Origin of the sequence: Oceanobacillus iheyensis HTE831, from assembly GCF_000011245.1 — a bacterium.
Taxonomy (GTDB): Bacteria; Bacillota; Bacilli; order Bacillales; family Amphibacillaceae; genus Oceanobacillus; species Oceanobacillus iheyensis.
Map to the genome: position 1 here is coordinate 3,598,763 of NC_004193.1, position 14,243 is coordinate 3,613,005.

Here is a 14,243-nt window from a genome sequence, read left to right on the forward strand (position 1 = left end):
ATAACAATTAAAACCATCGCTAAAAAACGATATGGCAAGTAGTGTCCGCATGAAATATTTCGATCGTTTACGCACACTTCACCAAAATTATATTTATTAAGATAACGAAGAAATCGGCGTCTAGCATGCCGATTTCTCTTATCATTTCATCTTATTTATTTCTCTGCTACATGTACTTTGATGGACCCTGAAACTTCTGGATGAAGTTTCACTGGTACAGTGGTATATCCTAATGCACGAATTGGTTCATCAAGTTCAATTTTACGTTTGTCAATTTTATGACCAAATTGTTTTTGCAGTGCTTCTGAAATTTGCTTACTTGTGATCGAACCAAACAATCGTCCATTATCACCTGATTTTGCTTCTAATTCTACTGCAATTTCAGCAAGTTTATCTTTTAAGTTAATCGCATCTTCTTTTTCCTTCTGCTCTAGTTGATCTGCTTTTTGTTTTTTTGCTTCTAAAGCTTTCATGTTTCCAGAAGTTGCTTCTTCTGCTAAGTTATTTTTTAACAAGTAGTTACGCGCATAACCATCTGGTACGTTTTTTACATCGCCTTTTTTTGCTTTTCCTTTAACATCTTTTAAGAAGATTACTTTCATTCTGATGCTCTCCCCTCTTCATATTCATCAATAATCTCTATTAAATCTGCTGCTGCTTCTTCAATAGTCGTATCATTTATTTGCGTAGCAGCATTCGTTAAATGACCGCCACCGTTCATTTTCTCCATAATTACCTGTACATTGACATCACCAAGTGACCTTGCACTTATTCCTATTTTACCATCAAACCGCTCGGAAATAACAAATGATGCGCTTATCCCAGTCATAGTCAGTAATGTATCTGCCGTTTGTGCGATTAATACTGGACTATAGGAATTTCCTTCTGGAGCCTTTGCAATCGCAATATGTCCATGAATTATTTCAGAACGCTCGATAATTTGGCTTCTCTCAATATATAATTCTAAGTCTTCTTTTAAGAAACGTTGCACTAAGACTGTATCCGCGCCCTGTGCTCGCAAATAGGATGCCGCATCAAAGGTTCTAGAACCTGTACGCAGCGTGAAACTCTTCGTATCGACGATAATACCAGCCAGTAACGCTGTTGCCTCTAACATCTTCAATTTCGTTCCTTTTGGCTGATATTCAAGTAGTTCGGTTACTAATTCAGCTGTGGATGATGCATATGGCTCCATATATACTAACGTCGGATTATCAATAAATTCTTCTGCTCTACGATGATGATCAATTACAATTTTATAATCGGTTTTATTCAATAAGCTTTCGAAGCCGACCATACTTGGTTTATGTGTATCAACAATCACGAGTAAGCTGCGTTGTGTCATTCTTTCCTCGGCTTCTTCCAAGTCAATAAAGTTATCCCACAGACTTTCATCAGAGCGTATTGTATCCATCATACGATTTACACTTGTTTCCATATCGTTTTCATCAAAAACAATATATCCAGGAACTCCATTTGTCTTGGCAATATTCATGACGCCTATTGCCGCTCCGATCGAGTCCATATCGGGGGATTTATGTCCCATGATCATTACATTATCACTGGCTTTAACAAGTTCTTTCAATGCATGGGAAATAACTCTTGCTCGAACTCGGGTTCGTTTTTCCATCGGATTGGTTTTACCACCATAAAAACGCACTTTCCCTTGTTCATCTTTAATAGCTACTTGGTCGCCGCCTCGGCCTAATGCTAAATCTAAACTAGATTGAGCAACTTCTCCAAGTTCAGGAAGTGTCATATTTCCGACACCAATCCCAACACTTAATGTAACAGGATTGTTTTCGACACCTTCCATTTCCCGGACTTCATCCAAAATATCAAACTTAACCTTTTCTAACTGTTGTAGTATTTTTTTCGTTCCTACCGCTAGAAAACGTTCTTGAGAAGTTCTCTTTAAATATAAGCCATAGTGGCTCGACCAGTTATTTAAAATGGTTGTTACTTGAGAGTTTAATTGACTCTTTGCGGTATCATCCATGTTTTGTGTGATTTCTTCATAATTATCCAAGAATATAATTGCAAGCACTGTCTGTTCGTTATGATATCGTTGTTTTAATGCTTCTTGATCCGTGCGATCCATAAAATAAAGAAGCTTTTCCTCTTTTTTTATGACCGTTAAAAACGTATATCCTGCAAGCTCGACCCATACTTCATCTTTATTCTCCTTGATCATCGGTATGAGGTCTTCAGATAACAGATGCAAGGATCTACCTACAAGCGTTTCTCTGTCTTCACTGAATTGATTCATATATGGATTGGACCATTCAACTTGAAAGTCATCATTAAATAGTACAATACCAAACGGCATTTCCAATAACGCTTCCTCACCCACTTTTTTTACTCGATGAGAAATCGTTGATATATACTCTTCTGCTTCATCCAGAAGAATTTGTTCGGTTCGAATACTGTAATAAAAAGAAGCAGCCAAAACGATGGTCATAACAAGACCGATAATCCATTGGAAATACCAGAGTGCCACAAGCAAAATAATGGATATTGCATATACTACCCATACATGTTTGCTTAGTGCTGGCTTATTGTGTAAATCTGGCATAGCTTTCAGCTCCTTCAAAACCTACAAGTTTCTGTTGGTTTACTTCTTCTCTAAGCGATCTCTTAAGTTAAATCCTACATCAATTATACCTAAGATTCTTATGAAATAAAGAAGAAATTGTGGGAATACCAATGTAAGAATCACAATTATAACCGGAATTGCTTTTGACATCTTTTTTGCATGTGCATAGTAGAAGATAAAAGAAACCCCTTGTATTGCTAATAACATTCCAACAATAAAAAATAGGTTCTGTAAACCGACATACAATGTCGTACCCGGTTCCTGATTAAATAGAGATACAATAAACGCTAAAAAGTAGATCCAAATAATCGAGCTTGGAAATCTAATATCACGTATTGGCGGAAAACGAAGCTTCTGCTTATCTGTTCGATTAATAATTTTATAGCTTAACCATTGAACAACCAATGCAAGAATTGCTGCAGCAGCTACTAAGAAAGATGGGAGTAACTCTGTCATCATTTGTATTTGTGTCTCTGCAACTTCCAGAATTTGCTCTGATTGTTCTGCAAGTCCCATCTCTTCAATAAATGCAGTACTTGTTTCAACAGAATCTTCTACAACTGTTTGGAATTGATTTACTAAATTTACATCCAAGAATACTTGTGTGAATCCAAAGGTAAACAAAATCCCCATGATAAAACCAAATATTCCTCGAGCTAGTGTATCATATGGAGTAACTCCTTTATACATTGCACTTCCTATCATTATTCCACCAAGACCCATCATCACGACTAATGGTATTGCAATAATTGTCATGATAAGCAAGGATATCAATAAAGCGATTGCCAACATCACAAATCCTGACTTCATTCCATACTTTCTTGTAAATAGAACAAAAGGTATTGGTAATACAAATATTGCTATAATAGGTAAAAATAAGAAAGAAGCTAAGATGATTGTAAATATAAATAGCATCAATGCTCCATCTTTTATTTGTTTGGATTGATTCATTTCATGCACCTCGTTCTAACTATAGTGTTATGTCTAATGGCATATTATATAATGATAACATGATTTTCTCTTGAAGGCTTGTCGAATCTTGTTACCAACGTATTTCCCGGGAAATACTTGCATCTTTTCATATGCTCTACAATTATTGACATTTTTTGTCACAAACCTGCTAACAATTTCTACTTTTTATTCCCTTTTTTGATCGTTCATCTATTATAATGAAATAAAACAGACTTTGATTATAAGGATGGCTCAGATGATTTTCCTTGAAATATTAAAACACAGTATAAAATTACCGCAAAAACAAGCCATGTTTCAATTAAATCGAATTGGAATGGACATGATTATATTGTATTTAATTATCATGTTAGCGATTGTATCGATACCGGAATGGATAAATCGATTAAATCAGCCTACTGGTGTTGGTGCAGAAATGCATATCATATTTCAGTTTATCTATTTCTTTATGTTCTATTATTTAATTATGACCGTTTTTGTCTTTATTGCTATTTCAATAATTGCTTATGTAGGAAAAGGAATCACTCATCTTATGAATCGTAAATTAACCTATGGGTTGCTTTGGAAAATGAGTGCATGTACTGTTACGATTCCGTTTTTATTATTCACCATGATTTCCACAATTTGGCAGGTCAATGATTCCTTTCTCTTTTACACATTTATATTTAGTTTAGGCTTATTGTTCATTATGATTCAGCATTACCCAAAACGAAGAAAGTCATAATTATTCATTCATTTTACCAAGATTACATTAACAACAGATCGAAATCGCGCATTCTCTTCCTCACAAAAAAAGGAATGAATCCTCTTATGATTTCATTCCTTTACCCTTATTGGCGATGGTTGACGGTTAGCCTACGTTCAGAAGGTTTATTTTTTCTTTCATTCCAATAAATCTGATATTCAAAAGAATCCTTTGCTAGTATATGTTGAATACGAACTTTTATATCAGGATGAATCAATAACTCATCCAAGCGATCAACAGGATGCCACAGACATCTCCCTTCCGTCCCAGCTTTTATTACCTCGCCTGAAAAATCATTCGAAAAATAATCCAAATACACAAACTGCTCACGTTTTTGTTCATTTATATAACCAGATATACTTACTAGCTCCAATTGGTCTAGTATTAAGCCCGTCTCTTCATAAACTTCACGTTTTGCAGATTCTTCAAATGTCTCCGGAAACTCCACTTTCCCTCCCGGTGGAACATACCCATCAAGATCTCCCTTATTTCTTTCGAGCAAGAGGATATTATTATGTGAATCCACGATAACTACGAAATTCCAGAAATGATAATTGATATTCATCTTCATCGCACCGTCCCTTTATCGTCTAAGCTTATATTAATAAAACGAGTTATAGTTGAACAGAATACACACATACATGTTTATCTTTTAGGATAATTTCTTTTTCTATTTTCATCATTAGTTTCTCCGCTACGTTACGTGATGCAGTATTCTCACGTTGTATTAAAGAAATAACACGATCAACCTCTATATTTTTCCGTGCAAATGCGAACAATGCTAGTGCTGCTTCTGTCGCATACCCTTTTCCCCAATGCTTCTTAGCAATCCAATATCCTATCTCAATCTCGTTTTTTCCTTCTACAGTTTGTGGGACAAGCCCGGCATGTCCGACCCGTTCATTTTGTTTATTTACAAGAACTTGTAAGCCAAGACCATTCCCATTTTTATATGTATCATAAATCCATTGGAGAAAATCGTTGCAAGCTTTATCGTCTCTTACGTTCCCATCTCCAATAAAGCGTACTACTTCTGGATCCTGTAATAGAGATTGCAGAAAAGGAAAGTCGTTATCATGATAAGGGCGAAATGTTAATCGATTGATTTGTAGCATGTTTTCACATCCAAAACATAATTATCGTCTTTAATATATCATTTCCATATAAATACGGATAGAATATTTAGTGAATTCGATATATTAAATTTATATTAAGATACTTTTAACATTTTTTTAGTAAACTATAGATAACACTACTATATTAAATAAAAAGGAGGTGTTGTACATGCGAGTTAACCAGAATTCATTTCATGAAATACAGCATTTTCGGCAAATTTGGGTTTGGATATCCATTTTACTTAGTGCTTCATTAATGTGGTATGACTTTATACAACAAATTATATTCGGTAAAACCGTAGGAAGTAACCCCGCACCGGACGCAGTTGTAATCGCTTTTTGGGGGCTCTTCGGTATTATCTTCCCTGTATTTATTCTCTTATTTTTGAAGCTTGAAACCGAAGTACGTAACGATGGTATTTATATTCGTTTCTTTCCTTTTCATCTCCAATATAGAACGTTCCTTTTCAAAGATATACAGCATTACGAAAGTATTACCTACAGTCCTATCAAGCGATTTGGAGGATGGGGAATTCGATTTAATACAGCTGGAGAAACCGCTTATAACGTAAAAGGCAAGAAGGGAATAGAGTTGAAACTAAAATACGGAACAGTAGTTATTGGAACCCAAAAAACCGAGGAATTCAAAAGAGTGCTGGACTCGGTAATAGAGAAAGAATAAGATTTGCATTATAAAAAAATCCGAACTACTTTAAAGTATTTCGGAAAATAGTGGCCATTTATGCAACATCTTGTGCTACCTTTTCTTTTGACTTTGTAATTGTTAAAACTCCATCAATTAATAGACAAATAAAAGCAGCCCAATGTAGCATCATTCCTAGACCAGGAATAAAACCTACTGTGCTAGCGATGATACCAACAACTGGTCCCCATATCGGTTTATTAGCGTTCTTTGAAAAAACTAATGTAATAATATGATAAACTAACATAAATAATAGCGGTGTCCAATAAAGAGCTAATATTATAGATCCACCTAAAGCAGGGATCCCTAAAATAAATTCGAAACCAGAACCAACAATTTTCAATACACCTGACAATAACATCCTACTCTCACCTCACTTCCATATATTTCTATTTTATAAGTATATATTACCATATTTTTACTTTGACACAACAAAAAATAAGAAATTTATACTATTTTATTAACATACTTAAACAAAAAATGAGCACCTCTCTTAAAAGTACTCATTTTTCTTTAATACTATCAACGAATTTCTACTCGTTTCTTTTGTTTATGTGATAGAGAAGCAGCCTGGTTGATTACGGTTAATTGTAAAAAATCGTCCTTGGTAATGGTTGGCGTACTATTGGTTTGGATAGCATCAGCCCATTGTTTCATTGGCGATGCTACTTGTTTTGGTGCTTCTAGTTCCAACCATCCATCGTCCTCGTATTGCTTACACTTGATTTTTACTTTTCCATCTTCTGCTAAGAGTGTTCCTTCTGTACCATATAATTCTAACTGAAAGGGACTCCCATGAGATAAAAAACTAGTCTCGATTATTCCAATCGCTCCTGACTCGTATTCTACTGTCACAACTGCAGAGTCATCCACTTCATATTGATCACTTATGGATTGCAAATGGGCATATACCGATATAGGATTTCCCATAAGACGGTTGGTTAGATAAATTGGGTGCGCACCTAAATCTACTAAAGAACCTCCTCCAGCCAATTGTTTATCAAAAAAACGATCAGGCAACCATCCTTTTTCTACACCATCAGGAATTACGGCGCCACCATGTGCTAATCGACATCGAATCATCGTTACGCTACCAAGCCAACCTTTTTTTAATACGTCTTCCGCACATAGAAACTCTTTTTCCGTTAGTCTCGGTAACGAAACCATCAACTGAACATTGGATTCCATCTTCGGATTCCATCTTCGCCTTCCATATTTCTTCATTTTCTTCTACAGATAATGCGAGTACTTTCTCTGTAAATATATGTTTTTTATACTGACATGCTTTCAATATTATTTCTGTGTGTAAGTTAGTAGAGGTAGTGACGATAATCGCATCAATATCAATGTCTTTCAATACAGTATCAATATTCTCTTCAAATGGAACACCTAACTCTTTTGCCCATTGTTTACCTCTTTCTACATTATCATCCCATACTCTTTTTATTTGAATGTCATGATTTTCCATAGCTTCTTTTGCATAGTCATTCGCATGCACATGCCATCGACTTAATAACGCGACTCGTATAATATTCCTTCAACTCCTCTAATCAAAATATACTGCTTTCCCCGTTTTCGCAGATTGATAGATTGCTTCTAGAATTTGGGTAACAACTAGTGCCTCTTTCGGCTGCACTGTTGCCTCTTTTTCATTAATAATCGATTCAATCCACAGCCTTGCTTCTAATTCTGCATCACTTTCTGTATTACCATCATAAAAAGCGACACCGCCTGGTCCAAGGTCTACTTGTTTCGTGTATAGTTCACCTAAGTCCTCACCGTGGAGGCGCAGTCCATCCTTCATATCAGCTCCACCTTCAGTACCACTTAGCGAACATTTTGCCTCATCGACGTCCAACGAATTTAGTGCCCAACTCGATTCTAAGATAATCGTGGCACCATTTTTCATTGTAATAAAACCAAATGCCGCATCTTCTACTGTAAATTCATTTGGATTCCATGTTCCCCACGGATTTGCTGCGTCTTTCTTCTTACCCAATAGGTGATGTGTTGTTCCCATAACTGATTTTGGTTCATAATTATCCATCATCCAAAGCGTAAGGTCGAGTGCATGTGTACCAATATCAATTAATGGTCCACCGCCTTGTTTTTCTTCATCTAAAAACACACCCCACGTTGGTACAGCACGTCTGCGAATGGCATGTGCTTTTGCAAAATAAATATGACCAAGATCTCCACGTTGGCATACTTTTTTTAAATATTGACTATCCGTACGGAAACGGTTGTTATAGCCAATTGTTAACTTCTTATTACATTTTTCAGCTGCATCTATCATTGCCTTGGCTTCTTCCGCTGTTTTTGCCATCGGTTTTTCACACATCACATGCTTGCCTCCGTGTAATGCTGCAATACTAATCTCCGCATGTGAGTTATTCGGGGTACATACATGAACTACCTCCACAGAGGACTGCTCAATTAACTGAGAGTAGTCTTCATAAATTACAGCATCTTCTCCTCCATACTCCTTTGCCGCACGCTCTGCTTTTTCCCTATCAATATCACAAAAAGCAACTATTTTAACATGGTTCAGCTTTGATAAACTTGGTAAATGCTTTCCAAAAGCAATACCACCACAACCAATAATCCCTACTTGAATGGTTCTAGTCATGTTACATCCATCTCCTTCTGTTTTTATTCCTTTACAGACCCTGACGTTAATCCCGAAACAATTCTACGCTGGAATATCAGCACAAGTACTACAATGGGTATTGTTACAATAACCGTGGCCGCAGAAATATCCCCCCAAGGAATGGAGAATTCACTTTGGTACATAGAAATCCCAACAGGTACTGTTCGCCACTGGTCATCACTATTAATCGTTAACGCAAAAAGATATTCATTCCACGCAGCGATAAATACGAGAATTCCCGTAGTAAATATACCTGGTGTTGCAAGAGGTAAGATGATTTTTCGAAACGTCTGAAACGGACTAGCTCCATCTAGTTTCGCAGACTCTTCCAATTCATACGGGATTTTCTTAAAGAAAGTAGAAAGAATCCATATCGCTAACGGTAAACTAATGGTGATATATGGAATAATTAACCCTAGATAACTGTTTCTTAAACCAAGATTTGTTACTAAGTTAAACATCGGTGATATGATTGCAATCTGAGGAAACATCGATGCAGCTAAAACCAAGCCTAAGATTAATCCTTTTCCTTTGATTGGTAGTCTTGTAACGGCATAAGCCGTAAATGCTGCGAAGGTTAGTGATAATACCGTCGTTAGCAAGGAGACCACAAAACTATTTAACATGTATCTTAGTAATGGACGATTTGTTAATGCAGCTTCATAGGATGATAATGTTGGATTACTAGTAAACCATTTAAATGAGGAAAAAATTTCATTAACTGGTTTTATTGAGGTTAAGAAAACCCAAATAAATGGAAACATCACTAAAAACACAAAAATTACTAAGAATATATAAAAACCGACGGTGCCTCTTTTTTTCATGCTATTCTCCTCCTCACTTCGTTCTACCTGCAAACAAGTCGGATCCAATTAATTTGACATAAATGAAACTAATAATCGCTACAAATAGGAAAACGATGACAGATAAGACAGATCCCTCTCCGAAATTTTGCTGTGCAAACAAGGTTTTATACGCGTAAACCGATATAGATTCAGTAGCATTTGCCGGCCCACCGCCAGTTAATACGTAGATTAAATCAAACACTCGAAAAGCATCTAACGTTCTAAATAATAAAGCTACAAGAATAGAAGATTTTAATAATGGTAATGTAATCTTCCAAAATTGTTGAAATTTATTTGCTCCGTCTACATCCGACGCTTCATACAACGATTCGGGTATCGTTTGTAATCCCGCTAAGATAAGCAAAGCCATATATGGTGTTGTTTTCCATACATCTGCGAGAATAATCGAGAACATCCCACCATCTGATGTGGATAATAGCCACGAGGCGTCTGGAATGATATGTAATGCTTCTAAATAATGGGCAACAATTCCAGATTGTCCATCAAAGAGGAAGCCCCACATCATTGCTGCTACTGCTGTTGGAATCGCCCATGGGATCAATACGGAAGCCCGTATGATACCCCGCCCTTTAAATGCACGATTAATTAATAAGGCAATACAGACGCCAATCACTAGCTCTAAAGCTACTGTAATTACGGTGAAAAATGTTGTATTCCATAAAGCTCCCCACATTCTATTATCCTGGAGATACTTCCCATAATTTTTCAATCCAATAAAGTTGGACTGTAAAATTGTCTCGCCAGTAGCACCTGTTAAATCTGCAGTTTGTTCAATACTTTGACTTAAGGTTTCATCTGCTGTTGATTCTGCGATCTCCATCAGTGATGCTTGATACTGTAACAATTCCTCTCGATAACGATCTGCAAAATCACTGTCTATCTTCTGATATTTTAATTCAGAATCTGTCACAGGCTGATAATTCATCAATAACTCATCGACTTTTTCTACTTTTTGTTTTGTCTCTTCATCTGATAACAGCTGCTCATGATGATGGTTAATACCTTCTTTCATTTCTTCAATCTTTGCTCCTGCATCACTATCTACCTGCATTGTCAAATCTTCTAATTGGTTATCTAAGTAAAATTGGTTATCTACATATCTTTCTAAGTCTATATTGGCACTAAGCATTAATTCGGATCGATTTGGATCATTTAATCGATAATCAAATAAACTGTTATAAAATGATTGTGCAACTGGCCAAAGAACAACGATACAAACGAGAATTAATGACGGCAAAACCATTGCGTACCCTAATTGTTTCTCATTAAGCTGGAAGCCACGTTTATTTTTCTTCATGTTGTACCTCCTTTACTTACTATCTAGAAAGGCAAGATGAGAGAATTCCCACCTTGCCTTATTAACTTTCATTTTATTCATTCATGGCAGCTTCCATTTTTGTTTGCATATTCGTAGCGGCATCTTGTGCTGATTGATCTCCTGTTAACACTTTTGAGATTTCAATTTGCATAATATCAGATATTTCCGGATAGATTGGAGTTACTGGACGCGGAACCGCTGTCTGTAATACTTCTCTAAATTCAGGATTAGCAAATAACGAACTTACTGCTTGCACCTCTTCATCGTCATAAAGTGCTTCGATCGTTGGTGCGCGACCACCTTCAAGTGCAGATATCTTTTGTCCTTCTGGTCCAGAAATAAATTTAACAAATTCCCAAGCTTCCTCTGGATGTTCAGAGTAACGGTTAATCATAGTCATCCATCCACCTAGAGCAGAAGCACTACCCTCATCTCCTGCTGGCATAGTTGTCATTTCTACATTGTCTACCACATTTGAACGTTCCTCATCATTAGAAGAAGACATCAAATATGGCCAGTTTCGAGCAAACACTGATTTTCCTTCAATCCATGCATTTTCTGTTTCAATTTCCATAAAGTTAAGGATGTTGGACGGTACAAAATCAGAACCAACTACCTCTTTCATTTTTTCTAAAGCTTTCACTGTCTCTGGACTATCTACGACAACTTCATTATTGTCATTAACCACTTCTCCACCATATGAAGCAATAAATTCTATTGCATTTGTAATTAGTCCTTCGTATTGAGCAGCTTGCATTAAGTATCCAAACTCTGTTCCTTCTTCACCTTTTAATTCCTCTGATTGAGCAATTAAGTCATCCCATGTTTCTGGAGGAGTATCTACAATGTCTGTACGGTAATAAAAGACCCCAGCGTCTGTATACTGCGGCATTGCCCATTGCTTTCCATCAAACTTCCCAGCCTGTACTGTACCAGGAAAATATTCTTCCAAGTTAATTCCATCTTTCTCAATAAAACGATCTAACTCTAACGCATAATTTGCTTGTGCAAATTCCGCTGGCCAAATAACATCAGCATTAAACACATCTATTTCTGCACTTTGAGAACTGAATGCGGTCACATATTGATCATGGGATTGACCAGTATCAGATGGCATCTCACGTTGTTCTACTTTTATATTCGGGAATTTCTCTTCAAATGCTTTGATAACAGCATCACTAGCAGGCGTTGTATCGACTCCTCTTGCATAGACAATCGTTACTTGTTCTTCTTCGCCTTTTGCTTCTTCGCTGTTATTTGAATCGTTTTCATCTGTTGACTCATCGGGTGATGAATTATTACAAGCTACTAGAACTAACGCCAAACCAAGTAATAACAAGATTCCAAGCATACGTTTCATTAATTTCAACTTAAATCCCCCTTTTATTTTTTGACTCCATTGTACAAAATAGTTTGTAAAATGAAATCGTTTACATTTTAGTTTATTATAACGTTTCTCTTGAACTTGTCAACATGATTTTTAAATTTTAAGATTATTTCCTCAAAAAAGCACCTTCTGAATTAATTACCTGCCCTGTGATCCACGCTGCGTCTTCACCAGCTAAAAATGCGATTAATTTTGCTGCATCCATTGGTTGCCCAACTCTTCCGGATAAAAATTTTGATTCCAATTCTTTTTTTAATTCTCCGTTCATCCATCCTGTATCGGTAGGACCAGGGTTTACTGCATTAACTGTAATACCTAAGTGGGCAACTTCTGCCGATAGTGACAATGTAAATGCTGATATAGCCCCTTTTGTAGCTACGTATGCAAGTTCATCGATCATTGGACCTTGAAATTGACCAGATGTCAGGTTAATAATTCTTCCTTTTTGGTTAGGATCCTCCGGCTTGAATTGGCGTGCAAATGCTACACTTAACATCATCGTTTGGCGCATATTGACTTGATAGTGTTTATCAATAATCTCTGGTGTAAGTTTTTTATAACCATCTCGAGTAGAATGTGCCGCATTATTGACTAGAATAGACGGCATTCCAATTTTACTGGTGACCGTATTCAATATATTTTTATAGGAATGTATTTCCGATAAGTCAACTTCCATCGACTCGCACGCAACACCTTTATATTTTATTTCTTCTTGAAACGCATGAACCCAATCATCTTCCGATTGATAATGCGTAAAAAAGATGGAATTACCTTGTTCAGCCAACTTTCTACATGTCGCAGCCCCAATACCATCTCCATGACTTACTCCTGTAACAACTGCTATTTGTTTGGTAATTTTCATCTCCTCCTATGTAGACTCTCGAATAATTAATTCATGTTCTAATAAACGACTTTCTACCTTCTCTCCACGAATTTTTGCGATTATCATCTCTGCGGATATACTTCCCATGCGGTACATCGGTTGAGCTATTGTCGTTAATGTGGGATATGTCATATTAGAAAAACTAATCTTATCAAACCCTATAATGGCAATTTCTTCTGGAACAGAAAGACCAACCTCATGTATCTCTTTCAATGCACCTATTGCAAAAATATCTGATACAGCAAAAACGGCATCTGGCTTTTCTTTTTGCTCCAACAGCATTCGCATCGCTTGTTGTCCATTTTCAAAGCTTAAACCGTTTATATTATAGATATAACTGGGATTGACAGATCGACCATATTCTCGAAAAGCCCTTTCATACCCAGCTCGACGTTCTCTGGCATACAAAAATTTTTCCTCTGAGTTTATAAGGGCGATTCTTTGTCTACCAATTTTAATTAAATGTTTTACTGCTTGATAAGCAGCTAATTCATTATTGATGGATACATAGGAAATTAATCCGTCCTTATCAAATTCACTACACTGTACTATTGGATGTTGATTTGCTAGCTGTAATACATTATTCCGATTAATCGTAGGATCCATTAAAATAATCCCATCAGCCATTCGATTTCGAACTAGGTTAAAATAAATTGCTTCTCGTTGTGGATTAGAGTCCGTCTCGCATAGCATAATGTTATATCCTTCTTTAATCGCAGAATCTTCAATTCCATTAATAATTTCTGTGTAAAATGGGTTGGCGATACTAGGAATAAGAACTAATAATAAGCGACTTTCTGAATTACGTAAATTTCTACCTAAGACACTTGGCTCATAATTCAACGCTACAATCGCTTGCTCAACTTTTGATCGAGTCACTTCTCTCACTTGATGACGATTATTAAGGACGCGAGAAACAGTTGCTACAGAAACACCAGCTTTTTTTGCTACTTCTAGAATCGTTGTCAAAGAATCCCTCCTTTTTTGTAATCGATTACAAAAATTTTACTT

16 protein-coding genes are annotated in these 14,243 nt (G+C 36.3%); 2 read left to right on the plus strand and 14 right to left on the minus strand.

What is annotated here, in order from left to right; translation table 11 throughout:
- Positions 1 to 155: 155 nt before the first annotated feature.
- From rplI to OB_RS17640, 3 genes are read right to left on the minus strand one after another with little or no spacing between them, the layout of a single operon-like run.
- The gene (rplI, locus tag OB_RS17630; protein ID WP_011067859.1) at positions 156 to 602 is read right to left on the minus strand and encodes a 50S ribosomal protein L9; all 447 of its coding nucleotides are present in this window, start codon (positions 600 to 602) and stop codon (positions 156 to 158) included.
- Positions 599 to 2,575: a DHH family phosphoesterase gene (locus OB_RS17635; RefSeq protein ID WP_011067860.1), complete on the minus strand. Its 1,977-nt coding sequence runs from the start codon at positions 2,573 to 2,575 to the stop codon at positions 599 to 601. Before OB_RS17635 ends, rplI begins: the two co-directional genes overlap by 4 nt.
- A 39-nt stretch (positions 2,576 to 2,614) precedes the next feature.
- Complete coding sequence (locus OB_RS17640; protein WP_011067861.1) at positions 2,615 to 3,547, minus strand: YybS family protein; 933 nt, start codon at positions 3,545 to 3,547, stop codon at positions 2,615 to 2,617.
- Positions 3,548 to 3,803: 256 nt separating this feature from the next.
- Between OB_RS17640 and OB_RS17645 the strand changes: the two genes are divergently transcribed.
- Positions 3,804 to 4,289, plus strand: a complete 486-nt coding sequence (locus tag OB_RS17645; protein WP_011067862.1) for a DUF1189 family protein — start codon at positions 3,804 to 3,806, stop codon at positions 4,287 to 4,289.
- A 106-nt stretch (positions 4,290 to 4,395) separates the two neighbouring features.
- On the opposite strand, the gene OB_RS17650 is transcribed toward OB_RS17645, so the two are convergent.
- On the minus strand, positions 4,396 to 4,881 hold the full coding sequence (locus OB_RS17650; protein WP_050750229.1) for an 8-oxo-dGTP diphosphatase: 486 nt from the start codon (positions 4,879 to 4,881) through the stop codon (positions 4,396 to 4,398).
- A 43-nt stretch (positions 4,882 to 4,924) separates the two neighbouring features.
- Entirely contained in the window at positions 4,925 to 5,425 is a 501-nt protein-coding gene (locus tag OB_RS17655) for a GNAT family N-acetyltransferase (RefSeq protein WP_011067864.1), read from the minus strand.
- Between the two features lie 169 nt (positions 5,426 to 5,594).
- On the opposite strand from OB_RS17655, the gene OB_RS17660 reads away from it, so the two are divergent.
- The gene (locus OB_RS17660) at positions 5,595 to 6,107 is read left to right on the plus strand and encodes a DUF6141 family protein (RefSeq protein ID WP_011067865.1); all 513 of its coding nucleotides are present in this window, start codon (positions 5,595 to 5,597) and stop codon (positions 6,105 to 6,107) included.
- Positions 6,108 to 6,165: 58 nt separating this feature from the next.
- Here the strand turns inward: OB_RS17660 and OB_RS17665 are convergent, their stop codons facing one another.
- The 9 genes from OB_RS17665 to OB_RS17700 form a co-directional block, all read right to left on the minus strand.
- Positions 6,166 to 6,489 (minus strand): hypothetical protein, encoded by a 324-nt coding sequence (locus OB_RS17665; RefSeq protein ID WP_011067866.1) that lies wholly within the window; start codon positions 6,487 to 6,489, stop codon positions 6,166 to 6,168.
- 161 nt (positions 6,490 to 6,650) lie between these two features.
- On the minus strand, positions 6,651 to 7,211 hold the full coding sequence (locus tag OB_RS18705) for a Gfo/Idh/MocA family protein (RefSeq protein WP_231846973.1): 561 nt from the start codon (positions 7,209 to 7,211) through the stop codon (positions 6,651 to 6,653).
- 7 nt (positions 7,212 to 7,218) lie between these two features.
- On the minus strand, positions 7,219 to 7,596 hold the full coding sequence (locus OB_RS18710; RefSeq protein WP_231846974.1) for a Gfo/Idh/MocA family oxidoreductase: 378 nt from the start codon (positions 7,594 to 7,596) through the stop codon (positions 7,219 to 7,221).
- 78 nt (positions 7,597 to 7,674) lie between these two features.
- Positions 7,675 to 8,757: a Gfo/Idh/MocA family protein gene (locus OB_RS17675; protein ID WP_011067869.1), complete on the minus strand. Its 1,083-nt coding sequence runs from the start codon at positions 8,755 to 8,757 to the stop codon at positions 7,675 to 7,677.
- 23 nt (positions 8,758 to 8,780) lie between these two features.
- The gene (locus tag OB_RS17680; RefSeq protein ID WP_011067870.1) at positions 8,781 to 9,602 is read right to left on the minus strand and encodes a carbohydrate ABC transporter permease; all 822 of its coding nucleotides are present in this window, start codon (positions 9,600 to 9,602) and stop codon (positions 8,781 to 8,783) included.
- Positions 9,603 to 9,615: 13 nt separating this feature from the next.
- Positions 9,616 to 10,941, minus strand: coding sequence for a carbohydrate ABC transporter permease (locus tag OB_RS17685; RefSeq protein WP_011067871.1), 1,326 nt, complete (start codon positions 10,939 to 10,941; stop codon positions 9,616 to 9,618).
- Positions 10,942 to 11,014: 73 nt separating this feature from the next.
- Entirely contained in the window at positions 11,015 to 12,331 is a 1,317-nt protein-coding gene (locus OB_RS17690) for an ABC transporter substrate-binding protein (RefSeq protein ID WP_011067872.1), read from the minus strand.
- 124 nt (positions 12,332 to 12,455) lie between these two features.
- A complete protein-coding gene (locus tag OB_RS17695; RefSeq protein WP_011067873.1) occupies positions 12,456 to 13,211 on the minus strand; it encodes an SDR family oxidoreductase in 756 nt (251 codons plus the stop codon).
- A gap of 6 nt (positions 13,212 to 13,217) precedes the next feature.
- Positions 13,218 to 14,201: a LacI family DNA-binding transcriptional regulator gene (locus tag OB_RS17700; protein WP_011067874.1), complete on the minus strand. Its 984-nt coding sequence runs from the start codon at positions 14,199 to 14,201 to the stop codon at positions 13,218 to 13,220.
- Positions 14,202 to 14,243: the final 42 nt, after the last annotated feature.